The organism is Heliomicrobium sulfidophilum (genome assembly GCF_057715735.1).
Window position 1 is genome coordinate 553,342 of sequence record NZ_JBVTZZ010000004.1, and the last position, 23,988, is coordinate 577,329.

A 23,988-nucleotide genomic window follows, 5' to 3' on the forward strand; every position below is an offset into this window, starting at 1 on the left:
TCGGGGGTGGTCAGGCTATGACGGGAATCGGTTCTCTCAGCGATTTCCTTTGCCTGGCAACGCTTTCGGCGTCAGCGGCGTCGGCAGCACGGCGTCAACGGCGCCGATAATCAGCGCGGCGATCAGCGCGCCAACGACACTCGTCTGGATCGCATTCGGCACAATCAGTTGGCTCAGCCAGATGACGGCTGCGGAAACCAAGAATCCGACGATGCCGCGGTGCAGGCTCGTGATCCGGTCTCCGAAAACGGCTTCTGCCGCGTAACCCAGCAAGGCGATGACCAGAGCGGCCACGACGGCTCCGATGATACCGTTGATGACGAAGAAGGGGATAAACCAACTGGCCACCAAGAGGACGACGGCGGAAACAAGGAAGCGGACAATCATTGAAAACATGATGGGCTTGTTCCTCCTTTTGGAACTTTTCGCCCTTAGTTTCCCCGTTCTTCCCTGATCCATGCATGACTGCCCAACCAATTTTTACAGACAAATATAAACCGTATGAGGCAAAAAAACTTATATCGAGGCCAATGCCGTCATAATTTGGCTGAGGCGCAAAGTCTTTCTTGCATCTGTTCCTTTCACATGGTAAAATGACTTTTGTTGAGTGGCAAGGAGGTGAGGAGTGTGCCCAATATCAAATCAGCGATCAAGCGGGTCAAGATCGCCCGTGAGCGGACGTTGAAGAACGCCTCTGCCCGTTCCGCGCTGCGTACGACGCTCAAGCGTTTCGAAGCCGCGATGGCCTCCGCCGACGTGGACAATGCTCGCGCCGCCCTTGCCAAGGCTGTCCGGGCTCTCGATAAAGCCGCCGCTAAAGGTTTGATCCACAAGAATACGGCGTCTCGCAAAAAGTCCCGTATTACGAAGCGTTTCAACAAGGCTGCGGTGTAAGGCGCCACTGTCCAACGGGCAGTTTGTTCGGTGGGTAATAAAAAGGGAGATCGGATCATCCGGTCTCCCTTTTGTCATGTCTTTTTATGCTCTATTGTTCCCTTGCCTGCCTTCACCGGCGAAAGCGAGCAGGCACAGTTCCAGCGTCTGCTGAGCCTCACCGGCGCCTGTCTTGATGGTCACGTCGGCTGCTGTCAGGCGGTGATAGAGGCGGCGCAACTCTTCCCTGGGGAAGCGGTCAGCCTGGCCTTCCAGTTTCCGTACGACCCCTGCCGGCAACTTCATCTCCCTGGCCCAATCATTCTTGCGCACGCCGGAGGCGGCCAGTTCCTTCAGTCGAAGCAGTTGCCGCACATGGCGGATGATCAGAAAGAGCAGCGGTATGGGATGCTGGCCATTGCGGACAAGGTCGCGGGCGATGCGCAAGGCATCATCGACACGGCCGTCGCCGAGGGCGTCGGCGATGGCAAAGACATTATCCTCTGGTGTGGCCGGTACAAGTCGGCGGACCCGCTCAGCCGTCACCCGCCGGGTCGGTGAGGGTTCGCCCAGAAAGTTGCGCAGCTTCTCCAACTCGAGGACTATCCGCCCCAGATCGTCACCGGCGCGGTCGATGAGCAGATCCAGCGCCTCTGCGTCAAAGGGCACTTTCATCGCCTTGGCTCGCTGGGCCGCCCAGCGACGACCATCCGATTCGGACAATTTTTTAATCTCCACGGCGTGGCCGGCCTTTTCGATCGCTTTATAGAGGCGTTTTCGCTTATCCACCCCAGCCGGGGAGAAAAAGATCAGGCAGGTCGTCGGCGACGGATCAGACAGGTAGTGAAGCAGCGGCGCCTCCGGTTCAAGGGCCTTGGATCGGCTGGCGCCCTTGCCTTTACCTGAGTTTACTGCCTCCCCATCGGACGATTCGGAACCGCGAGGCGCCCGCAACAAGGGCGTGTCACGCACGATGACAAGGCGCCGTTCGGCCATAAAAGGCGGCGTCTGGGCCGCTTCGGCGATGGTCTCCGCAGTCACGTCTCCCTCCAGGCGGTCGATGTTGAATTCCCCTCCCGGCTGGCTGGCGAAGCGCCCCGTCCATTCGTCCAAGACCTCGCCCATCAGGAACGGCTCGTCGCCAAAAATAAGGTAGACAGAGGCATAGACATCCCTCTGAAGTGTTGCTTTGATGCCGGCATAATCCACGGCCACCCCGCCTTTCTGCAAGCCTTCGGAGACTGCTCTTCATATATTGTAAAACGAAATCGAGCAAAGGCAAGTGCAGTCGGCAAGGTGGTCGCAGCTTTTGGCAGAGACGGCGGAACAACTGGTTGAACTGATCTGGCGGGAATACGGCCTCCATGTCCGGGCGATCCAGCGGCTCGCTCCGGTCTGGCGGTTGGAGACCGACATGGGGCCCCTCTGCCTTAAACGAGTCGATTACGATGAAGGGAAACTGCGCTTCATCTGCCTGGCCATGGACCACCTGCGCCGGCAGGGGTTCACCCGCTCGCCGGTCTTGATCCCTTCGCGGCAGGGATGCTTGTGGATCCCTCACCGGGATGTTCACGGTGAGGGCTGGCTCTTTCTCACCGACTGGGTTGCCGATCGGCCTTGCAACTTCCTTGACGAAGGTCATATCCTGGCCGCCGCAGCGACCTTGGCCGAGTTCCATCAATACGCCAAGGGGCTCGATTGTCCGGGCTTATCGCGGCGGCGCGCCCACTGGGAGCGCTGGCCCCGCCTGCTGGCCGGGCGGATGGCCGACCTAAGCCGCTATGCATCGACGGACACAGGAACGCCGGAAGAACAGGCACTGCTAAAGCGCAACATCAGGCAAGCCCAATCCGCTTTGGCCGTGCTGGAAAAATCAGAGTACCGGTCTATCGCGGCAGATTCGCGCCAGGAAAAAACCTTCGTCCACCGCGATATCGCAGCCCGCAACTTTGTTCTCGATTACCGTGATGAGGCGAAACTGATCGATTTCGACTACTGCCGCTGGGACCTGCGCCTCGCTGATGTGGCCCGTCTCCTCGACCGGGTGTTGCGAAGCCACCGCTGGTCCTTCTCGCTGGCTCAGAAAATATTGTCTGTCTATGAAGAGATCACACCTTTACAGCCAACGGAGTACCCTGTCCTGCTTGCCTTCCTCCTCTTCCCTCAACGCTTCTGGCGCCTCTGTCGCCGCCGTTATGACAGTTTTCTCTTCGATGCGGCCGAGTTCGGTCGCGACCTGCGGCAGTTGCAAGCCGAGCAAAAGCAAAAAGACCTCTTTCTCCGCCGATATGGGGAGGAATACTGCTGGGGGTTTTTGCACCGTCATTGTTTTGATTCGACGATGAAGGCAATGGGGTTCACAGAGGAACAAGGCGCAGTAGCAGATGTAGGCACGGAAAAAGAGCTAACCGCAGAGACGCCGATGCAGCTTGGGGAATCAAAAAATAACGCGATGGGGCTGGCCTATCAACTTGATCTGTATCGGAATTTTTTCTGTCAGGCATGCAAGCAGAAACCTGACCTGCGCCCGATGTCGCCAGCATAGGAGCCCGATGCAGCTGGCTTACGATGGGCAAAGGCATTTTTATATTTTTGGAATTAGAGGAATTTACTGAAACGTTGTAGAAAAAACCACCGGGGGTGTCGCCATGAAGCGTCCTTTGGTGGTTTTTGTTTGCATTTACGCCATCGGCGTCGCGCTAGGTTTGCTTGGTCACGAAATAAAAACCTATCCCCTGTCTGCTGATACAGTCCAGACAGCGATTGCGCTGGCAGCCAGCGGGGTCGCCCTGTTGCTCTGGGGGGACCGGCATCTATTTGCATCTTCGAGCGGACACCCCCCTTTAGCGCTCTGGAAACGAACAGCCCTCTATTCGGCAGTCATCGCCGCCGGAACGGCCTTCACTTTCCTGGCGGCGCAACCGCGCTCCGGACTGTACCTATCGCTGGAACGAACGGTCACCCTGGTCGGCAGGGTAGAACAGATCCACTCCCATGACGCGCCGCTGCTGATGGATATTCGGACCACAGAGGGAGAACGGGTCCGTGTCAGGTCTCAGCGCGCAACCTCAGGGGTCCCCCTCCGACTTTACGAACAGGTCGAGGTGACGGGGGAGTTGCGCCTTCCGACGGAACGGCGCAATCCTGGCGACTTTGACTACCGGGCCTACCTGTGGCGGCAAGGGATCGCCCTGGAACTGCACTGCCGGGATGGCGAGGCAATCGGCCGCGTCCGCTCCCTGCTGACCGAGGCGGATGATGGCGTCATGGAGGGGATCGCCGGCGCCGCCGACAGCATGCGCCGGCAGATGGAAGCCTTTCTCTTCGAGCGCCTCCCCCAAGAGACAGCAGGTATCATCTCCGGGATTCTTTTCGGCGGCCAAGGGGGCCTGTCAGAGGAAGACCGGGAAGTCTATCGCGTCACCGGTGTCGCTCATGCCTTCGCCGTCTCGGGTTCGAACATTGGCGTGATCGCCGGGACGGTTCTGACACTCCTGCGCGGCGGACGACGATGGCGGGCGCCCCTCTGGCCGAGCATCGCCGTGACAGCTGCCGCCATCATCTTCTACGGCTTCATGACCGGCTTTCCCGCGTCGGTGCAACGGGCGTTGTTGATGGCGCTGGGCGGACTCGCAGCTTACGGATTGCAACGCAAAGCCGACCCGCCGACAATGCTGGCAGCTGCAGCGCTGCCCATCCTCCTCATCAACCCGCTCATGCTCGCCGACCCCGGCTTTCAATTGTCCTTCACGGCCACCTGGGGCATTCTCTACCTCTTCCCCACGTTGCTCCGCGCGCTTCAACCAGGGATCGAGCGCCTAGTTCAGTCCTTGGAACAGCGCTACGCCAGTGCAGGCGTCGCCTTGGGCAAAGGGGCGTCACTGCTCTTCGATGCGCTGCTTGTCTCCCTGGCGGCACAGTTGGCGGTATCTCCCCTTGGCCTCTACCACTTCAACCTGTTTTCCGTCGCCGGCCTCTTAGCCAACCTGGCCGGCGGCGTGATCATCGCCCTCGTGACGATCCTTGGCTTCGTCGCTTTCTTGCTGCTCCCCTTGTGGCCGGCAGGAGCGCTCAGCTTCACCCTCGTTTCGGCGGCTTCCGTCAACCTCCTGAATGTCTTCCTCCGCAATCTCGCCGAATTGCCAGGGGCAGCCTTGACCGTGGCCACACCCTCTCCCCTGCTGTTATTTGCCTACTACTTGGCTCTCGTCTTTTTCCGGGAGAGCCTAGCAGGCCACGTCCGCCCCAAAGACGCTGCCCGCGTTCAGTACTGGACTATACGGACTACCCCGATCGTAATCATCCTCTTCATTGCTTTCCGCCTATTTGTCCCCACCGAACTGCGAGTCACCTTCATGGATGTGGGCCAGGGAGACGGCATCCTGATCGAGACACCCGGCGGCAAGACGGTGCTGGTGGATACGCCCGGCCCACCACCGTTCACCCTCCAAAATGAAGCGGGGCCATCCAAGAAAGCCTTCGATCCAGGCGAACGGGTCGTCTCCCCTTTTTTTCACCGGCAGGGAATCACCCAGTTGGATCTGGTCGTCAACAGCCATGCCGATCAGGATCACATCGGCGGCCTTCCCTATTTGTTGGCGGAGTATCCTGTCGGACAACTGGTACTCTCCCACCCGCCTGGCCCTTTGCCTCCCGTGTATCTGGCACTGCAAGAGTTGGCAGAGGAACGGGCAGTTCCTGTCTTGGAATCGCTGGAACCAGGCAGCGACATCAGCCCCGATCCGGCTGTGCGCATGACAGTCCTCTATCCGACACCCGATTCGTCGCCCCAAACTGTCAACGGCTCTTCCATCGTCCTGCTCGTCGAATATGGTCGTTGCCGCCTGCTACTCACAGGTGATCTGGACCAGGAGGGATTGGCTTATCTCGTTTCCCATCACCAGGAAGACATATTCCCCATGACGGCAGGGGTGGTCAAGATCCCTCACCACGGCAGCCGGCACAACCTAGAACCGTCATTCATGGCGGCTCTCGGCGAACCGGACCTGGCCGTCGTCTCCGTCGGTCGGAACACCTTCGGTCACCCCGCTCCGGAAGTGCTACAACGTTGGGGGGAACAGTGCGCCGAGGTGTTGCGCACCGATACTCGCGGCGCCATCATCGTCACCAGTGACGGCGAGCAATGGCGCTGGCAAACCACCCGCCGGGAAGAGCCTGCGCTTACGGAGTGACCAGACGAACCCACAAGGCATCGCCGGTTATGCCGCATTCGGTCCTTTTGCCAAAGAGGGGCGACAGGGCATGCGCCGTGCTTCCCGTAAAAAATGAAGCCCGTAGGCTGTGTCTTTTAAACCTAAACCTAAGCGTGCATGGTCCGTAAAAAAATAAAAAATGGAAGTCTGCTGGATGAGCGGCAACTTCCATCTTCAAACAAGCCTCTTGGCAAACCTTATCATTGCTATGTAATCACAACTCCCAGCCCGTACAGCACTGGAACGGTGATGGCAATTCAAAGCGAGCCGTCTCCCTTTTGGCAGTCGCGACAATAGCCGAAGATCTCAAAGGTATGTCCCAGCACTTGAAAGTCTTCGCGCCGGGCCAGTTCCTCGGCCCTCTCCTCCATGGGGCAATAGGGCAGGCAGAGGGACTTGCCGCAAGTTACACAGACCAGATGGTGGTGGTGGGGCCGGCCATCCAGTTCATATCGTGCTCCCTCCTTGCCCTGCTGGCTGATCAGGCTGACCACCCCTAAGTCGCAAAGCACCTTCAGGTTGCGGTACACCGTATCGGCGCTCATGTCGGGGTAATCCTCCCGCAAGCGGTCAACCATCTCCTTGACGGACAGAGGCTGTTTCGCCTCAATTAATGAACCGATTACCGCCCGCCGCTGGGGCGTAAACTTGTAGCCCTTTTCCTTGAGCAGTTCCAGCACGTCCTCTGTCTGCCTCTGTTTCGTCTCCTCTATCGCCATAACGCCTCCTGCAACTCAGCCGAACGTTGTCAATACCCCTGGGACATTCGTCCTTTTTCGCCCGTTCAGTGATTGACCAACCGACGCAGCGAAACCTCTTCCTTGGATCGACGGCGGAGGAAGCCCACTATGGCAGCCCGCAGCGCGATGGTCGCCACCAACAAGGCGGACGCCAATAAGACGATCGTTCCTCCTGGGGCGAGATCAAAGTAATAAGAAGCCGTCAAACCGAGACTGACTTCCGCCAGAGCGTAGACCAGCGCCAGCCAGAGGGCTGCGCGGAAACTGCGGGCTACCTGCAAACTGGCTGCAACAGGCAGAACCAGCATTGACGAAACGAGCAGAATGCCGACGATCCGCATGGAAGCGGCCACGACGAGGGCCGTCAGCACCATGATCAACAGGTTGAGGGCGTTGACGGGCAAGCCGCTGAGGCGCGCCTTCTCCTCATGCAAGGTAATGTAAAAAAAGCGGTGGTAAAAGAGGCTGACGGTGAGCAACACTGTCAGGCTGACAGCGGCCAAAATCGCCAGATCGCGGTCATTAACGGCGACGATGCTGCCGAAGAGATAGCTCAGGATGTCTGAAGAGGCCGACTTTTTCATACTCAACAGGATGACTGCCAAGGCAACGCCGCCGGATAAAACGACGGCGAGGGAGATCTCGGCGTAGTTTTGAAAGCGGCGACGCAGTTTTTCCAAGCCCAACACGGCCACGATGGAAAAACCGAGTGCCATCAGCGGCGGATAGACGCCGAGAAGCATCCCGCCGGCAACACCGGCCAGGGAAACATGGGAGATCGTATCTCCGATCAGGGAGAGGCGCCGCAGGACAAGAAAAAGTCCGATGGCCGGGCAGATGACAGCGACCATGACGCCTGCCAGGAGCGCTCGGACCATGAAATCGTGTTGTAGCATTTCAGGCATGGCGCTCCCCTCCTAATGGCCGTGCCGGATCATCTGCACTGGATGACCGTAAAGCAGTGAAAGGATTTCTGACTGGCGCGCCTTGAAGCCGCTCACCTCGCCATGGAAGAACAGGCGGCGGTTCAGACAGACGAGCTTGTTGACACGCTCTGTCACAGCGCCGATGTCATGAGATACAATGACAATCGTCAAAGCCGATTCGCCGTTCAGACGCTCCAGGAGACCGTAGAACTGCTCTTCCTGTTCCATGTCCACCCCGACGGTGGGCTCGTCCAAAAAGAGAATCTCCGGTTCGCCAGCCAGCGCCTGGGCGATAAAGACCCGCTGCTGCTGACCGCCGGACAGGTTGCCGATCAGCCGGTCGGCGAAACCGTCCATCCCGACCGTCACGAGAGACTGTTCGATGATCTCCTGGTCATCCTTATTGAGGCGCCCAAAGAGCCCCTTCCGGCCCAGCCTGCCGGCGGAAACAACCTCGCGGACAGTGGCGGGAAAAGCGTCGTTGAAAGCCGTCACTTTCTGCGGCACATAGCCGACCCGGCTCCAATGGCGAAATTGGGCCAACGGTTCTCCCCAGAGGAGAACCTGTCCTTGTTCCGGCGTTAACAAACCGAGGAGCAGACGCAAGAGCGTCGATTTTCCTGAGCCGTTGGGACCGATGATGCCAAGAAAATCGCCCCGATAAATGTTCAATTGGATATCCGTCAGTGTCTCCTGGTGACCATAGCGAAAAGAGAGATTGCGGGCCTCGACAAGCAGGTCTGCATCCGACTGCCAAAGAGCCGCAGCCTCTTGGCCGTCCCCTTTTTTTGGAAATGGCACGGCCCCTCCCTCCTCTCAATAAACAGATTAACAGCAACAGGTTGTGCAAAACTTGACTGAATTCCCTCCGGCGCATACAACGCGTTACCATCTATATCGTCACTTAAATAGGATTATTCTTATTTGCGATTTAAGCTTACACCGACAAGGCTGCTGATGACAAGTCTCAATCGACCGTGATGTACTAATTTCCCCTTCCCATTCTCCCCCTATCGCGATGCCGATAAACAGAACCGGAGGCCGCGAAACCAAAGCTACGTTTGGTCGCGGCCTCCGCATGAATTTTGGGTTGTTTGTATCGCCTGCTCTTTATTGCTTCGTTACTGCTTGGTGATCAGTTTCAGCGCGACGGGGATCTTGGCTTCCACTTTTTCTTTCTTGACTACTTTTTCAGCGGTCTGCACGCCCACTTCCCCGATCAGCTTGGGCTGCTGGGCGATGGTGGCCGACATCTTGCCTTCCTGAACGGCCTTGACGGCATCAGCGCCGCCGTCGAAGCCGACGAGGATCACGTTCTTTTTGGCGGCTTGCAGGGCTTGCAGGGCGCCGAGGGCCATCTCGTCGTTATGGCAGAAGACGGCTTGGATGTCCGGCTGGCTTTGGAGGATGTTCTCCATGACGGTCATACCTTTGGAGCGGTTGAAGTCGGCAGGTTGCTTGGCAGCGACCTTAATTTCCTTTTCATTGTCGATGAGGCTGTGGAAGCCCTGTCCACGGTCGCGGGCAGCGGAGGTGCCGGCAATACCTTCAAGCTCGGCTACTTTGCCTTTTCCGTTCAGGGACTTGACGACGAATTCAGCTGCCAGCTTGCCGCCAGCTACGTTGTCCGAGGCGATGTGGGACAGGACGTCGCCGCCGCTAACGCTGCGGTCAAGAGTGATCACCGGTATGTTTGCTTTGTTGGCATCTTTAACGGCGGTGACGAGACCGTCGCTGTCGGTCGGGTTGAGCAGGATGATATCCACTTTCTGCTGGATCAGGTTCTCCACCTGGGAGACCTGCTTGGAGGCGTCGTCCTGGGCGTCCATGACGACCAGCTTGGCACCCAGCTTGTCAGCGGCGGCTTGAGCGCCGTCGCGCATATCGACAAAGAAAGGATTGTTCAGGGTGGAGAGGGCGATACCAACCGTCATCTGCTTGGCCGAGTCAGCTGGCTTATCGGCCGGTTTGGCCGGCTCCTTGGAACCGCCGCAACCGGCGAGCATGCCGACCATAAACAGGGAACCGACAATGAGGGACGCTGCTTTCAGATACCGTTTCATGCGATTTCCTCCCATTTCTTTCGCTCTTTCGCTGTTTAAAGCACCACTTGAGTTGGAACGTTCAAAACCGCTTTGATGACACTGCTTTCACACGTCATACTTCAAAGCTCGTCATACTCGAACCGACCCCTTGCCTGCTCACCCCCTTGCGGCATTTCGCCGGTCTAATAGCACCGCGATCAGGATCACGATGCCTTTCACCGCCTGTTGGTAGAAGGAAGAAACGTTGAGTATGTTCAGGCCGTTGTCGAGCACACCGATGATCAGTGCGCCCACAAGGGTCCCGAGCACGCCACCCTGGCCACCGGAGAGGCTAGTCCCACCGAGAACGACCGCCGCGATGGCGTCCAACTCATAGCCGGCGCCGGCTGTCGGTTGGGCCGACATGAGCCGCGAGGTGAGAATGGCGCCGGCAAGGCCGCACATGAGACCGCTGACGGCGTAGACAAAGATCTTGCTGTAAGTAGCCTTGATCCCGCTGAGGACCGCCGCCTCCTCATTGCCGCCGACGGCGAAGACGCGGCGCCCCACCGTCATCCGGTTCAAGACGAACCAGGCCAGAAAGACCATGACGGCGGTGATGACGACCGGCGTCGGGATGGGACCCAGGTATCCGCCCCCCAGGGCGTTGAAGCCTTCCTCAACAGCGCGGATGGGACGTCCCTCTGTGTAGATCAGCGTGGCCCCTCGGAAGAGGGTCATCGTGCCAAGGGTGGCCACAAAGGGGGCGATGCGCCCGTAGGCGATTAACAATCCGTTCAACGCGCCGCCAGCGAGGCCGATCAGGCAGGCGTAGAGCAGGACGAGCCCCGTATCCATGCCGCTGGCCAACGCGCCGGCAGCCAGAGCCCCGGCAAAGGCCAGGATGGAACCGACGGAGAGGTCGATGCCGCCGGAGATGATGACGAAGGTCATCCCCAAGGCAAGGAGAGTGTTGATGGACACCTGCCTGGCGATGTTGAGGATGTTGGAGGCCGTAAAAAAGCGGTCCGACATGAGGGTCAGGGCGATGCAGATCAGGACCAGGCCGATCAGGGGGCCCATCCGGTATCGGCGGAGTTTTTCCAGCAGTTCTTTCATGGGGCACCTCCTGTGGCGCAACGCATAAAGGCTTCTTCCGTCACTGTCTCTCTCGTGAAATGGCCAGTGATCTGGCCTTCGTACATGACATAGATGCGGTCGCTCATGCCCATCAGTTCCGGCAGGTCCGATGAGATGAGCAGGATGCCGATGCCGTTGGCGGCTAGTTCGTTGATCAACTGGTAGATCTCCACCTTTGCCCCCACATCGACGCCGCGCGTCGGCTCATCGAGGATCAGCAGGCGCGGCTTCGTCTCGAGACATTTGCCGAAGACGACCTTCTGCTGGTTGCCGCCGCTCAGGTTGCGCACCGGCTGGTCTGTCCCGGACGTCTTGATCCGCAAGGTCTTTACATAGCCATCCACCATCCGGCGTTCCTCGGCGCCATCGATGACGCCCAAACGCGCCCGCTTGGCGAGCGTCGGCAATGCCAGGTTATCTTTCACACTGGCGATCAGCACCAAGCCTTCGTCCTTGCGGTCTTCCGGTACCATGGCGACGCCGTGGGCGATGGCTTCGGCGGGATGGCGAAATAGCCCGGTTCGGCTTTCACCGCTGCCTGTTTGCAGGCGCAGGCTCCCTTTCGCTGGGTCAAGGCCGTAGATGGCTCGACCCACCTCGGTCCGCCCGGCGCCCATCAGGCCGCCGATGCCGATCACCTCGCCGGCGCGCACGGTCAGGCTGACCGCTTTTAACCGGTCGTTTTGCAAGCCTTCCACTTCCAGAATCGTCTCGCCTGCTTCCACCACCACTTTGGGAAAGCGGTCCTCCACCTGCCGTCCCACCATGAGGGAGACCAGTTCATCGATAGTCGTCTCCGGAATCGGCCGCGTGGCGATAAAAGCGCCGTCGCGCAGGACGGTGACACGGTCGCAGATGGCGAAAAGTTCCTCCATGCGGTGGGAGATGAAAATGATCGACACGCCTTGTCCGGCGAGGGTGCCCATGATGGAAAAGAGCTTCTCTTTTTCCGTCTCCGTCAAAGCTGCCGTCGGTTCGTCCATGATCAGCAGCTTTGCTTTCTTCGAAAGGGCTTTGGCCACCTCGACAAGCTGTTTTTCGCCGACGCTCAGTTCCTCGACGGCGCGCGTCGGCGCCACCGTCAAACCGACTTGGTCGAGATAGCGACGAGAGGCATCCACCAAGGCCGGCCAGCGGATGGTCCCCCAGCGGGTGAAGGGGCCTTCGTTGCCCAAGAAGATGTTCTCGGCCACGCTTAACTGAGGGACGAGGTTGAATTCCTGGTGGATCATGACGATCCCGAACGCCTCTGCTTCCCGAGGTCCTCGCACCGTCAAAGGTTTGCCATCAAAGTCGATTTCCCCGCTATCCTTGCTGTAGATGCCGGTGAGGATCTTCATCAGTGTCGACTTGCCGGCGCCGTTCTCGCCCAACAGGGCGTGGATCTCCCCTTTTTCGACGCTGAAATCGACAGCCTTGAGCACCTTGGCGCCGGGAAAGCTTTTGTTGATCGCCCGCATCTCCAAGAGTGACATGGTCTTCTCCTTCCTAGCCGTCAAAAGGTGACTCCGGCATAGAGGAGGATGTTGGCGTAGGGCGTCCACTCCCCTGTCCGGATGACAGCCCGGGCTTGGCGGCAGCGCGTCTTCAGCGATTCATGATTGACGAAGTACAGCTCCACCGGCGCTAGACGACCGGCGAGGGCTTCTACCAGCGGTTCGTTTGGTTTTAGTTCCTCGGCGACGGTGGCCGATTCGACGACCATCTCCGAGAGGATGGCGTCAAGGACCGGCAAAAAGGGCGGCACCCCTTTGGTCACAGCCAGTTCGATGCAGGGAACGCCGGGTGGGACGGGCAGGCCGCTATCGGCCACCACCACCAGGTCGCCATGGCCGAGGCTGGCGATTAACGAAGCCAGATCGCGATGCAAGATGCCCTGTTTTTTCATTGTACCCCCTCCAAAAAACGATTAACCTCGTCCCGGTCCGGCAGCGACGTCTGAGCGCCCTTTTTTGTCACCGACTGGGCGGCGACGGCGCTGGCGAAATGAAGGGCCTCTTTCAGCGCCTGCCCCTCAGCCAGGGCGACAGCGAATCCGGCGACGAAAGCGTCTCCGGCGGCGGTTGTGTCAACGACGGGAACGGAAAAGGCGGGAATGCGGTTCATCTTTACTCCGTCATTACCCCTATCGCACCTTTTGCCTCCATCGCCAATATCTTCACTATTTCCTCCGTCGCTATCGTCGACTTCATGATCTCCCTTGTCTCCCTCGCACCCATCGCTTCTTTCGCTGAAAAGCACACCCTTCTCGCCCATGGTCACGATAAGCGTCCCCGTCATCTTTTTCTGCAAGTCGCTGAAGTCACTCGCCGGGTCGCCAACGAGCAAGGCAGCTTCATGTTCGTTGGGCACGAGGTAGGCGATGCGACGAAGCCAGTCCTCCGGCAGCGGCTGGGCTGGCGCCGGGTTGAGGATCAGCGGCTTTTGCAGTCGCTCCGCCAATTCGATCGCCTTCCCCACCGTCTCGAGGGGCGTTTCCAGTTGAACCACCACCGCGTCGACGGAGGCAAAAGCGTCAGCGCACGCCTCCAGATCAGCCGGCGTCAATTGATCGTTGGCGCCGGGAACGACGACGATCTGGTTGTTGCCGTGGTCATCGACAGCGATTACGGCCACACCGGTCGAGCCGGGAACCTTTTTGATGCGAGACGGCTCCAAACCGTTCTCACGGAAATACTGCACCATGTCAGTTCCGTAACGGTCATCACCGACGGCGCCGATGAAGGTCACCTCTGCGCCTAGACGGTTGGCCGCCATGGCCTGGTTGGCGCCCTTGCCGCCGGGAACGGTGAAAAACTGCTTTCCTTTTACAGTCTCGCCTGTATGGGGGATCCGCTCGGCATAAGCCACTAGGTCGACGTTGATGCTACCGACGACGAGCAGGCGCGGTCTTGTCATGTTCTCACCCTCCTGACAGAAGACTCCCCGATCTCCAACCGGGGCTCCAGTTCGATATGTTGAAAGCTCTCGTTGCCTTTGATGGTCTCTAGCAACAGTTGGACGGCCCGTTCCCCCATCTGGTAGGTCGGTTGGACGACCGTCGTCAAGCGCGGGTGGACGTAGTGGGTGAGGGTGATGCCGTCATAGCCGACGATTGCCAGATCGTCAGGCGCACGCAGGCCGGCCATTTGCATCTGTTCGAGCGCCCCGATGGCCATCATGTCGTTGGCGCAAAAGACAGCCTCCGGCGGCGGCGTCATTGCCAGCAGTGCAGCCATGGCCCCTTTTCCCCCACTTAAGCGGTAATCACCCTCGACGACAAGGGACGGTTCGACCGGAAGGCCGGCGTCCATCATGGCTTGGGTAAAGCCCTCCAGACGCTGCTGCGCCGAGACAGAGGCAGCCGGTCCGGCAATATGAGCGATTCTCCGGCACCCCTGAGACAAAAGGTGTTCTGTCGCCAAGACGGCGCCGCCGATATTGTTGGAACTGATGGAGTGGATATCAAGGGTGATGGTGCGATCGATCACGACCAACGGCGGCAAGGAGCAGCATTCTTCGGTCAAACGCTCCTCGGTGAGTTTCGTACTGACCAAGATGACACCGTCGACACACTGCTGGCGCAGGATACCCAGGTACAGAGCCTCTTTCTCCAGTTCCCAATCGGAGTTGCAGAGGATCAGGTTGTAGCCGTGACGGTAGGCTTCGTCCTCGGCGCCTCGGGCCACCTCGGGGAAAAAGGGGTTGGTGATATCGGGCAGGATCAAACCGATCGTCCCTGACCTGCGTGTCACCAGGGTGCGGGCGACGCGGCTTGGCCGGTAATCGAGGGCCTTGATAGCGGCCAGCACCCGCTCCTCTGTTTTACTGTCCACATAGCCGCTGGCGTTTATGCACCGCGACACCGTTGATACGGACACGCCAGCCAGGGCGGCGACATCTTTGATCGTAGCCATAACGCCCCTCCGCTCTTCTCGGTTTGTCTCGGCAGTCTTCACCGGTTTGGCAGCGGTTCTATCGAACTGATTTTCATGTGGTAACGTTTCCACATGTTAATTCGCCGTTAATTTCTGAATTCCTCTCCAGAAAAGTTCCTCATATAAAAAAAATATCACCACCACAGCGATCCCCTCCCGTCCTTTATTTGCATGGACCCTTGACAGATCGACAGCGACATATTACCATTTAACATGGCGATATTTGCGGATGTCGAAAAGGGCATCCTTTTTTTATGAGATTTAGGAGGAATAATTGTTTGAAACGGACAGATCTGCGGAACATTGCCATCATCGCCCACGTCGACCACGGCAAGACGACCCTCGTCGACGGACTCCTGCGCCAATCAGGCGTCTTCCGGGCCAATGAAGAAGTCCAAGACTGTGTCATGGACTCGAACGACCTGGAGCGGGAACGGGGCATCACTATCCTCGCCAAAAACACAGCCGTCTCCTACCAGGGCATCAAGATCAACATCGTCGACACGCCCGGCCACGCCGATTTCTCCGGCGAGGTGGAGCGCATCCTCTCCATGGTCGACGGCGCCATCCTGCTCGTCGACAGCGCCGAAGGCGTCATGGCCCAGACCAAGTTTGTCCTGCGCAAGGCTTTGGAAGCCGGCCTCTGCCCCATCGTCGTCATCAACAAGATGGACCGCAACGACGCCCGCCCCGAGGAAGTGCTCGACGAGATCCTTGAACTGTTCATCGAACTGGGCGCCGATGACGACCAGCTTGAATTCCCCGTCCTCTACGCTGTCGGGCGGTCCGGCTGGGCCAGCCTGAAAGCGGACGAGCCGGGGACCACCCTGGAGCCGCTCTTTAAAACGATTGTCGAAAAGGTCCCCTGCCCCGAAGGCGACGAGGATGCCCCGGTGCAGTTGCTGGTGGCTGCCCTCGACTATGACAGCTACGTAGGCCGCGTTGCCATCGGTCGCATCCGCCAGGGCAACCTGCGCGCCGGTCAGCAGGTCTCTGTCTGCAAGCGCGACGGCGCCATCGTCAAAGGCAAGTTGCTCAATGTCTACACCTACCAGGGTCTCAAACGGGTCGCTACGGAAGAAGCGACCGTCGGCGACATCATCTGCGTCACCGGCATCGAGAACGTCCACATCGGCGAAACCGTCTCCGACCCGGACAACCCCGCCCCCCTGCCGATCATCAACGTGGACGAGCCTACCCTGCAGATGACCTTCCAGACGAACACGAGCCCCTTTGCCGGCAAAGAGGGCGAATACGTCACCTCCCGCCACCTGCGGGCGCGCCTTTATAAGGAACTGGAGAAAAACGTGGCCCTGCGCGTCCAGGACACGGAAGACCCCGATGTCTTCCTCGTCTCCGGCCGGGGCGAACTGCACCTGTCCATCCTGATTGAAACGATGCGCCGCGAAGGCTACGAGTTGGCCGTCTCGAAGCCGCAGGTCATCCTGCGTAAAGACGAAGACGGCGTCCTCCTGGAGCCGCTGGAGCACCTGACCATCGACGTGCCTGAAGAGTACATGGGCGTCGTCATGGAGAAACTGGGCACCCGCCGCGCCGAGATGACCAACATGGTCAACAGCGGCAACGGCCAGGTTCGCCTGGAATTCATCATCCCCGCCCGGGGCCTCATCGGCTACCGGACGGAGTTCCTCACCGACACGCGCGGCTTCGGCATCATGCACCACCTCTTCCACGGCTATGGCGAATACCGGGGCGAAATCCCGGGCCGTAGCCGCGGCGCCGCCGTCGCCCTTGAAGCCGGTACCACCACCGCCTACGCCCTGGGCTACCTGCAAGAGCGGATCCGCTTCTTCATCTCCCCTGGCGCCGATGTCTATCAGGGCATGATCGTCGGCGAAAACTCGCGGGAACAGGACATGGACATCAACGTCTGCAAGGCCAAGCACCTGACGAACATGCGCGCCTCCGGCTCCGACGGCACCATCCGCTTAGAGCCGCCGCGTATCCTCTCCCTCGAAGACGCCCTGGAGTGGATCGACGACGACGAACTCGTCGAAGTGACGCCGAAAAACATCCGCCTGCGCAAACGCATCATGGACATCAACCAGCGGGAACGGGCGAAGAAGAATAAGGCGTTGGGGATCAACTAAGGAATTAACTAAAGCGCCAGTTATTGGCTAATCTTTCGATGCAGCTAAGGTTTTAGCGAAAGAAGCAACGATTAGGGGCCCTTTGCGACTTAGGCAAAACATCGAAAGAAGTGAGAACGGATCAAGCCCTTGGGTCTGACTGACGACCCAAGGGCTTGTTGTTTTTCCGGCTTGGGAAAAGCAGACGAAACGGTTACAATAGAGGATATAGAACATATGTTGCCTAATTCTTTTTGTCGCTTTTTCCTGTTCCACTTCACTCCCTTACCCCTCACCCCTTACTCCCTGCCCTTGTTCCCCATCCCATCCTGCTACTGCGTTGAATGCTCACTTATAAATCCTTTAGGAGTTGTTCCTATGGACCTCTTTTCCTATCAAAGTGAGGCTTTAAAAAGCAAAGAAGGACCCCTTGCCTTCCGCATGCGCCCGCGCAGCCTCGATGAGGTGTCCGGGCAAACCCATCTACTAAAAAAGGGCTCCCTCTTTCGCCGCATGATCGATGAGGATAAGCTGCAGTCCTTTATTCTATACGGGCCGCCGGGAACGGGAAAGACCACTATCGCCCGGCTGATTGCCCAGACGACCGATAGCAGCTTTGTCACCCTCTCCGCCGTCACGGCCAACACGAGCGATATCAAAAAGGTGGCCAAAGAGGCCGAAGAGCGCCTCTCCTTCAACCAGAAGCGGACGATCCTCTTTATTGACGAGATCCACCGCTTTAACAAGGCCCAACAGGACGTGCTGCTGCCGATCGTGGAAGACGGCACCTTGATCCTGATCGGCGCCACAACGGAAAACCCGCTTTATGAGTTGAACGCCGCTCTCCTCTCCCGCTTGCGAGTCTACATTCTGCAGCCCTTAAATGAGGAAGAACTAGTGTCACTCCTGAAACGGGCGCTCACCGATGGTGACCGGGGTCTGGGCCTGCAAGAGAACGCCCTTACGGAAGAGGCCCTCGATCTGATCGTGCGGGCCGCCAAGGGAGACGCCCGGGCTGCTTTAACGATCTTGGACATGGTCGCCGGCGTTCACAGCGACGCCGGTCAACCGATTGAGGCGAACGAGGTAACCGAGGTTACGGGACGGGTTGCTGTCTACTACGACAAAAAAGGAGATCGCCACTACGACACGATTTCCGCTTTTATAAAAAGCATCCGAGGTTCCGACCCTGACGCGGCACTCTACTGGCTGGCGGTGATGCTGGAAGCCGGCGAGGATCCCCTCTTCATCGCCCGCCGCATTGTCATCCACGCCGCCGAAGACATCGGCATGGCCGACCCGATGGCCCTCGTCGTTGCCCAGGCGGCTGCCGAGGCCGTCAAATTCGTCGGGTTGCCGGAAGGACGCATCCCCCTCGCCGAAGCGACTATATACCTGGCCTGTGCTCCCAAGAGTAATGGTGCCAAAGATTCTATTGACAAGGCGTTACGAGCCGTGCGGGAGGCAAAACGCATTGAGGTCCCCCGCCACCTGGCTGACACGTCCCACTCTAAAGCTGGCGACCTGTTGGGCAGCGGTGTCGGCTACAAGTACCCACATAATTACGGCGGCTATGTCCGGCAAAACTACCTGCCGCCGGAAATGGAGAACGCCCGGTTCTACACCCCCTCGGAGAATGGCCGGGAGAAGCAGATTGGGCGTTGGTTGGAGGAATTGCGCGAAAATCACAACACCCCCTAATTCTAGAAGGTATTTCAGAACCCACGCATCTTTGATAAAAAAAGTCCGCCAAACCCTTATCTGAAGCGCTTTTGGAGAATTGTCACGAAATCGCGACAATTCCCACACGAGAATGGATATAATTAGATAAATTTCCAGAAAAGTTTAAAGGATTCCTAATCCCTTTGTCGAAGTGAGTTGTTGCAACGCAAAACACTGCACAAAGGAGGAATCCTCAATGCAAAGTGTAGCACAGCCACCTACAAAACCACAAGTAATCCTCTGTAGAACACCTGGTGGAAAAAAAGCGGGCCGACAAGTCCAACTTTTTACGCAGTACGCCTCAAAGGTACATGGCTTTTCGCAGATGGTTCGTCAAGCAAAGGATGGTCGCAAGCAACCCCGTATCAAAGCCCCAGCCATTTTTACCGTCGCTTTTTTTGGCGCCTTTTTCAGTATGGAGAGTATGGAGCAGATGGACCGTTGGCGGAAAACCACATCAATGGTTGGCGAGTGACTGCCATCAATGGCGTTGAGTTATTCCACACCAAGGCCCATCGTTGTCCCGAATGCCTCACGCGCGAACATCGCGACAAGACCCTTTTTGGGGTGTTCAATCAACGTAAAGTCTGCTACAACAATCATGCTTTTTTGTGTGGACGCCCTTGGTGCTACTTGCAGGTAGTACCTTAACAGGGGCGTCTTTTTCCTTTCAATTTCATTGGTTATGGTCATTATATCCAGTAAATCTCGGTCAGGCAATCCCAGCATTTTTTGGGCATTTTAGGCCAGCGTAAACAGTTGACCTGGGGTTCGTGGTCCTCGGGTCGGAGGTTTGCCCTTCAGACAACGCCCATGCCGGGCGCACTAAAAAGAAGACCTATCGCTTCAAGACGATAGGTCTTCTTTTTATGCGCTTACTTTTTCCTTCAAAACCACACAGAGTATATTTACCGTAAAGCATACAAGTGAAGGTCAAGTCCTCGACCGATTCGTACCCGTCGACTCAACACCTCGTCTTCGCCTCTCAGCGCCTAGGCATCCGCCGTATGCCCTTACTAACTTGACCTTATATCAGTTACTGTCGTAGCGTCTTATCCGTCGTTTCACCGGACTTATCTATCCGCTGACGCATCGTCGATGCATGGCATCGTTGATACATGATCGGAATCGAAAGAAGTCCGCTCAACGCCGGCGCAAATCACTTCGACCATAACCGCTTGCGCTTTACGTATCCTCTGTGCAGTTTTCAAGGAGCAAATGAAATGGTGGGCCTAGGTGGACTCGAACCACCGACCTTACGATTATCAGTCGTACGCTCTAGCCAGCTGAGCTATAGGCCCATCATGACCCGCTTCAGTTTCACACATCACTGCATGAGCTGTCGAGCCTGCCGGTTTCCCGGCCGATCCGGCGACGTCCTACTCTCCCAGGGACCACCGTCCCAAGTACCATCGACGCCGGAGAGCTTAACTGACCTGTTCGGGATAGGAACGGGTGTTACCTCTCCGCCATTGTCACCAGATCATCTTCAGTTATAGGAAACCATTGAGGGATGCTTGAGGTGTAACCGTCGCGAACAGCTCCAGTAATGACCGCTTGTTGCGGCTCACCAGCGCCTGACTGCTCACCGGAATTCAGAGTCTATCACACTGGTCAATCGATATCAACCGGTATGTTTTACCTCGAATTCCTGTGAACCGTTTGCTCCGGTCCCTCAAAATCAAACAGTTGCGATTTTTTTCTTTGCCCCTTTGCCGGGCGGAGTTATATAGTATCACTTTCAGCTCATCATTTCAACTGGTATTTTTAAGAAATTTAAGCGATTCACTTAAAAATCCTTTTGAATCATCAAGCATCAGGTGAATACCACATGCATATCGCGGTACAAACAAACGTTGTTTTATCATGGCGGAGCAGACGGGATTCGAACCCGCGATCTCCAGCGTGACAGGCTGGCATGTTAGGCCTCTACACCACTGCTCCCTATTGGTGGGCGATAACGGAATCGAACCGCTGACCTCTTGCATGTCAAGCAAGCGCTCTAACCATCTGAGCTAATCGCCCGTATTTTTGGAGGCGGCACCCAGATTCGAACTGGGGAATAAAGGTTTTGCAGACCTTTGCCTTACCACTTGGCGATGCCGCCGTTTCTCGACGGAACTGTATATTAACAGGCGGTTCGGATAAAGTCAATGTTATTTTTATCCTTACGCTCCACAAACATATTCAATATCAAGCGCCGTTAGGTCATTTGCTTTTTTCACAGATGGTTTCAAAAGGCGAGGCAAAAGACGTCGGCATTTCTAGGTCCACCTCTGGTCCGTCGAACCTTTACGGCAGCCATTCCACTTTACCCGTATCCAGATCATACTTCGCCCCCTGGATCTGCACCTTCTTCGCGTTCAACGCATTTTGGAGAATGGCGCTCTTCTTCAGCTCGTCGAGGGAGGCCTGGATATTGTCATTCGCAGTGGTCTCGACCAGTTCTGTCCCCTTGAGCCCTTTTGTCTTTTCATCTTCCGCTAACGGACGGATCCGATCGGTGATAGAGGCGATGCTTCCCTCCACATGACCGCCTTCTACAGCCGCCTTGACAGCGCCACAGCTTTCATGGCCCAAAACCACGACGAGAGGCGTTCGCAGGTGTTCCACGGCATATTCAACGCTGCCAAGCACCTCAGGGCTGACCACATTGCCGGCGACGCGGACCACGAAGAGATCGCCCAGTCCCTGATCGAAAAGGTGCTCAGGAGGAACGCGCGAGTCGGAACAACTGACTACCACCGCTATCGGTTTCTGACCGCCGACCAATTGCCGCCGCTTATCTTCTCCGAGATTTTTATCCTGTGGCGCCGACTCAATAAAACGCCGATTGCCTTCCTCCAGTATCTGTCGGATCTCTTTGGGTGAGGCCGACACCTCAGGGGTCACTGTGTTTTTCATTGGTCGGGCACATCCTGCTGCCAATAAACATGCACTTAGGAAAAGAACGATACCCAGAGAAAGGGGCCACTTTCTTGTCTGCAAAAGAGACACCGCCTTAAAAGCAAGTTTAAGCGGTTATATCTTCACCCTTTGAGATAAAGTTATACTTGTTCGCAGAACAAAAAATGAAAATAATCGTCACTTCCAATCCAACAGAAGCCCCCGCTTGTTGTTCTTCACGAAACAGGGGGTCAGCCTTCCGGAAATAGTGAACTGTGTGAAAACGAAAGAAGCATTGCCATCCTCACTTTTTGCAGGAATGCAATGCTTCTTACTCGCTGCTTTATCTCTCAATCAAATTCAACCGTTTATGCGGGAGGAATCAAAATGGAGCGGAAGACGAGATTCGAACTCGCGACCCTCGCCTTGGCAAGGCGATGCTCTACCGCTGAGCTACTTCCGCATAGGGACTGGAGCCGATGGCCGGACTCGAACCGGCGACCTATTGATTACGAATCAATTGCTCTACCAACTGAGCTACACCGGCAAAAGATCCGCCATGATTCACGACGGAATTGTATTTTAACAAATGATCATGAAAAAGTCAACGGTAGATCTACGACAGAGCGGCCTCTTCTCGCTTCCTCCAATGAAGCGCCAAGTACACCGTTAAGGCGGCTCCAAGGAGCAACAGAACAGAGAGGACGGTAAAGATAGGCTCGATGCCTACCCGGTCGGCAATGTTCCCGAGCACGGTCACACCGACGCCGCCCATGCCGATGGCAAAACCGATGATCAAACCGGAGACAGTGCCCAGATGGTTGGGCATCATCTCCTGGCCGATCACGATGGCCGAGGAAAAGCTGGAGAAGAGCACAACACCGAGCACCGACAGGATGGCCTGCAAGGCAATCCCATCAGTAAAGGGTACGAGAAAGACGAGGGGCATGGAGATCAACAGCGACAGGAAGATCAGCCGGCGAGCGCCGAAGCGATCGGCGATGGGGCCGCCGGACAGCGTCCCGATAGCGCCGATGATAAGAAAGTAGCTGAGCAGGTTCGCGCCCTCATCTTTTGTCCCATGGAGGATGTCGACAAAATAAAGCGGAACGTACGTCGTCAGACCCGCCGTCACCCAGGAACGGATGAAAACGATGACTAGCAGTGTGATGAGGGGTCCCGTGAAGGCAAAGGGCGCCTTCGCGGGCAATGCAGCAGAAGGAGGCATTGCCGCAGAGGCCGAGGCCGAGACTGCTCCTGTTTGGCGGACAGTCACCTGGGACGCGCCCGCCCGGCTTGCTTCATGTAGACCGGACATGCTCCGGATGAGCAGGTAGGCCATAGCGATGCTGATCGGCAAAAAACCGACCAAGCCCGGCAACCCCCACCACTTGTAAAAAAATCCGGCCAACAAGGGGCCGATGCCGAAGCCCAGATTCCCACCGACAGAAAAGATCGAGATGGCCGATGCCTTGCCTTTCCCGGCCACGACCTGGGCGGCCTTGTAGCTTTCGGGGTGAAATGCGGCGACACCCAACCCCGATAAGAGAAATCCAGCCAGGGCAGTCCAAAAGTTCGTCGACAAACCGGCCAAGGCCATCCCGGCCCCGGCCAATACCGTACCAAGCGGCATTAACCAGGTGGTCCTGTAGCGGTCGCTGAGCACCCCGAAGATAGGCTGAATGACCGAGGAGGACACGTTCCCGACCAAGATTGCGATCCCGACCAGGAAATAGGAAAGATCATAGTGGTCCTTGAGGAAGATCGCCACTAAGGCCATGGCGCCCTGGTTAAAATCTGTCACCATGTGCCCAAGACTGAGAAGCAAGAGTTTCCGGTTCTGCTGAATCCATTGCCATGATAGGTTCATCTGTAAATCTCCGTTTCTTCACCCGTTGCCAATATCTGACCTGTTGCAATATAGGTATCCACAAATGCTACTATATCACCCGGATTGGCGGAGTCAAACAGTAAAAAGGTCCTTCATGCACCCTATTACGCGATTATTACCGATTGTCTCTGCGGTATCCGCAAAATCAGACATGGCGAAAACAAACGGAGACCGGCCACTTGCTCCGGTCTCTCACGGTTCTATTTAATTTATCAGCTCCATTTTCTGTTATATTTCCCGCCCAGCTTCGCCTCGTTCCTGTGCGCCTTTACTTCCCACAGCGACCACGGGAGTCAAGAACATACATGCCGTCTTTCATGAGCAGGCAGTCACCGACCCGGGCCTCTTCGGGGATGCGATGGCGGGGGATTGTCATGACCCCATCATCGGTCTTGATAAAGGCTTCATTTTCTCCGATGCCGTCTAAAATCACTCGCATCATCAGGTATCACTCCATCAATTAGGTTACGATCACTCGCAAGCCTTCCCGCCATCTCGGTCTACCATACATTCCCCCTTGGCTTTCCGCCCACACACTCCCACTTACACATTTCTTTTATCGTTTC

At 57.1% G+C, this 23,988-nt stretch carries 20 protein-coding genes, 6 tRNA genes and 1 rRNA gene; 6 read left to right on the forward strand and 21 right to left on the reverse strand.

Going from position 1 to position 23,988, the window contains the following annotated elements:
- Nucleotides 1–36 precede the first annotated feature (36 nt).
- Nucleotides 37–396: a phage holin family protein gene (locus AC0CW1_RS04365; RefSeq protein ID WP_488181836.1), complete on the reverse strand. Its 360-nt coding sequence runs from the start codon at nt 394–396 to the stop codon at nt 37–39.
- Between the two features lie 231 nt (nt 397–627).
- Between AC0CW1_RS04365 and rpsT the strand changes: the two genes are divergently transcribed.
- Nucleotides 628–894, forward strand: coding sequence for a 30S ribosomal protein S20 (gene rpsT, locus AC0CW1_RS04370; protein WP_488181837.1), 267 nt, complete (start codon nt 628–630; stop codon nt 892–894).
- An 84-nt stretch (nt 895–978) separates the two neighbouring features.
- On the opposite strand, the gene holA is transcribed toward rpsT, so the two are convergent.
- The gene (holA, locus tag AC0CW1_RS04375) at nt 979–2,082 is read right to left on the reverse strand and encodes a DNA polymerase III subunit delta (RefSeq protein WP_488181838.1); all 1,104 of its coding nucleotides are present in this window, start codon (nt 2,080–2,082) and stop codon (nt 979–981) included.
- 100 nt (nt 2,083–2,182) lie between these two features.
- Here holA and AC0CW1_RS04380 point away from each other — a divergent pair, with 100 nt between their 5' ends.
- Together AC0CW1_RS04380 and AC0CW1_RS04385 are read left to right on the forward strand one after the other, a co-directional pair.
- On the forward strand, nt 2,183–3,418 hold the full coding sequence (locus AC0CW1_RS04380) for a CotS family spore coat protein (RefSeq protein WP_488181839.1): 1,236 nt from the start codon (nt 2,183–2,185) through the stop codon (nt 3,416–3,418).
- 103 nt (nt 3,419–3,521) lie between these two features.
- On the forward strand, nt 3,522–6,065 hold the full coding sequence (locus AC0CW1_RS04385) for a DNA internalization-related competence protein ComEC/Rec2 (protein ID WP_488181840.1): 2,544 nt from the start codon (nt 3,522–3,524) through the stop codon (nt 6,063–6,065).
- A gap of 278 nt (nt 6,066–6,343) precedes the next feature.
- Here AC0CW1_RS04385 and AC0CW1_RS04390 read toward each other — a convergent pair whose 3' ends face one another.
- The 9 genes from AC0CW1_RS04390 to AC0CW1_RS04430 all read right to left on the reverse strand — a co-directional run bounded on the left by AC0CW1_RS04390 (nt 6,344) and on the right by AC0CW1_RS04430 (nt 14,812).
- The gene (locus AC0CW1_RS04390; protein ID WP_488181841.1) at nt 6,344–6,805 is read right to left on the reverse strand and encodes a Fur family transcriptional regulator; all 462 of its coding nucleotides are present in this window, start codon (nt 6,803–6,805) and stop codon (nt 6,344–6,346) included.
- Nucleotides 6,806–6,870: 65 nt separating this feature from the next.
- Nucleotides 6,871–7,731, reverse strand: a complete 861-nt coding sequence (locus AC0CW1_RS04395; protein WP_488181842.1) for a metal ABC transporter permease — start codon at nt 7,729–7,731, stop codon at nt 6,871–6,873.
- 12 nt (nt 7,732–7,743) lie between these two features.
- Entirely contained in the window at nt 7,744–8,553 is an 810-nt protein-coding gene (locus AC0CW1_RS04400; RefSeq protein ID WP_488181843.1) for a metal ABC transporter ATP-binding protein, read from the reverse strand.
- Nucleotides 8,554–8,873: 320 nt separating this feature from the next.
- The gene (gene rbsB, locus AC0CW1_RS04405; RefSeq protein ID WP_488181844.1) at nt 8,874–9,815 is read right to left on the reverse strand and encodes a ribose ABC transporter substrate-binding protein RbsB; all 942 of its coding nucleotides are present in this window, start codon (nt 9,813–9,815) and stop codon (nt 8,874–8,876) included.
- 138 nt (nt 9,816–9,953) lie between these two features.
- A complete protein-coding gene (locus tag AC0CW1_RS04410; protein WP_488181845.1) occupies nt 9,954–10,895 on the reverse strand; it encodes an ABC transporter permease in 942 nt (313 codons plus the stop codon).
- Nucleotides 10,892–12,391, reverse strand: a complete 1,500-nt coding sequence (locus tag AC0CW1_RS04415; protein ID WP_488181846.1) for a sugar ABC transporter ATP-binding protein — start codon at nt 12,389–12,391, stop codon at nt 10,892–10,894. Before AC0CW1_RS04415 ends, AC0CW1_RS04410 begins: the two co-directional genes overlap by 4 nt.
- 20 nt (nt 12,392–12,411) lie before the next feature.
- On the reverse strand, nt 12,412–12,804 hold the full coding sequence (rbsD, locus tag AC0CW1_RS04420) for a D-ribose pyranase (protein WP_488181847.1): 393 nt from the start codon (nt 12,802–12,804) through the stop codon (nt 12,412–12,414).
- Nucleotides 12,801–13,814 carry a ribokinase gene (locus AC0CW1_RS04425; protein WP_488181848.1) on the reverse strand — a complete coding sequence of 338 codons (1,014 nt, stop codon included), beginning with the start codon at nt 13,812–13,814 and terminating at the stop codon, nt 12,801–12,803. The genes rbsD and AC0CW1_RS04425 overlap by 4 nt, the downstream gene beginning before the upstream one ends.
- Nucleotides 13,811–14,812, reverse strand: a complete 1,002-nt coding sequence (locus AC0CW1_RS04430; RefSeq protein WP_488181849.1) for a LacI family DNA-binding transcriptional regulator — start codon at nt 14,810–14,812, stop codon at nt 13,811–13,813. Before AC0CW1_RS04430 ends, AC0CW1_RS04425 begins: the two co-directional genes overlap by 4 nt.
- 275 nt (nt 14,813–15,087) lie before the next feature.
- Between AC0CW1_RS04430 and typA the strand changes: the two genes are divergently transcribed.
- From typA to AC0CW1_RS04445, 3 genes are all read left to right on the forward strand, one after another.
- Nucleotides 15,088–16,944 carry a translational GTPase TypA gene (gene typA / locus AC0CW1_RS04435; RefSeq protein WP_488181850.1) on the forward strand — a complete coding sequence of 619 codons (1,857 nt, stop codon included), beginning with the start codon at nt 15,088–15,090 and terminating at the stop codon, nt 16,942–16,944.
- Between the two features lie 357 nt (nt 16,945–17,301).
- A complete protein-coding gene (locus AC0CW1_RS04440) occupies nt 17,302–18,624 on the forward strand; it encodes a replication-associated recombination protein A (protein ID WP_488181851.1) in 1,323 nt (440 codons plus the stop codon).
- 217 nt (nt 18,625–18,841) lie between these two features.
- A complete protein-coding gene (locus AC0CW1_RS04445; RefSeq protein ID WP_488181852.1) occupies nt 18,842–19,120 on the forward strand; it encodes a hypothetical protein in 279 nt (92 codons plus the stop codon).
- 749 nt (nt 19,121–19,869) lie between these two features.
- Here the strand turns inward: AC0CW1_RS04445 and AC0CW1_RS04450 are convergent.
- The 10 genes from AC0CW1_RS04450 to AC0CW1_RS04495 form a co-directional block, all read right to left on the reverse strand.
- Nucleotides 19,870–19,946 (reverse strand) — tRNA-Ile (locus AC0CW1_RS04450).
- Between the two features lie 65 nt (nt 19,947–20,011).
- A 5S ribosomal RNA gene (gene rrf, locus AC0CW1_RS04455) occupies nt 20,012–20,128 on the reverse strand.
- Between the two features lie 384 nt (nt 20,129–20,512).
- A tRNA-Asp gene (locus AC0CW1_RS04460) sits at nt 20,513–20,589 on the reverse strand.
- A 4-nt stretch (nt 20,590–20,593) separates the two neighbouring features.
- A tRNA-Val gene (locus tag AC0CW1_RS04465) sits at nt 20,594–20,670 on the reverse strand.
- 7 nt (nt 20,671–20,677) lie between these two features.
- Nucleotides 20,678–20,752: transfer RNA gene (locus AC0CW1_RS04470), tRNA-Cys, on the reverse strand.
- A 185-nt stretch (nt 20,753–20,937) separates the two neighbouring features.
- A complete protein-coding gene (locus tag AC0CW1_RS04475) occupies nt 20,938–21,549 on the reverse strand; it encodes a carbonic anhydrase (RefSeq protein ID WP_488181853.1) in 612 nt (203 codons plus the stop codon).
- A gap of 370 nt (nt 21,550–21,919) precedes the next feature.
- A tRNA-Gly gene (locus tag AC0CW1_RS04480) sits at nt 21,920–21,994 on the reverse strand.
- An 8-nt stretch (nt 21,995–22,002) separates the two neighbouring features.
- Nucleotides 22,003–22,078 (reverse strand) — tRNA-Thr (locus tag AC0CW1_RS04485).
- 69 nt (nt 22,079–22,147) lie between these two features.
- On the reverse strand, nt 22,148–23,401 hold the full coding sequence (locus AC0CW1_RS04490) for an MFS transporter (protein ID WP_488181854.1): 1,254 nt from the start codon (nt 23,399–23,401) through the stop codon (nt 22,148–22,150).
- Between the two features lie 289 nt (nt 23,402–23,690).
- Entirely contained in the window at nt 23,691–23,864 is a 174-nt protein-coding gene (locus AC0CW1_RS04495) for a hypothetical protein (RefSeq protein WP_488181855.1), read from the reverse strand.
- Nucleotides 23,865–23,988: the final 124 nt, after the last annotated feature.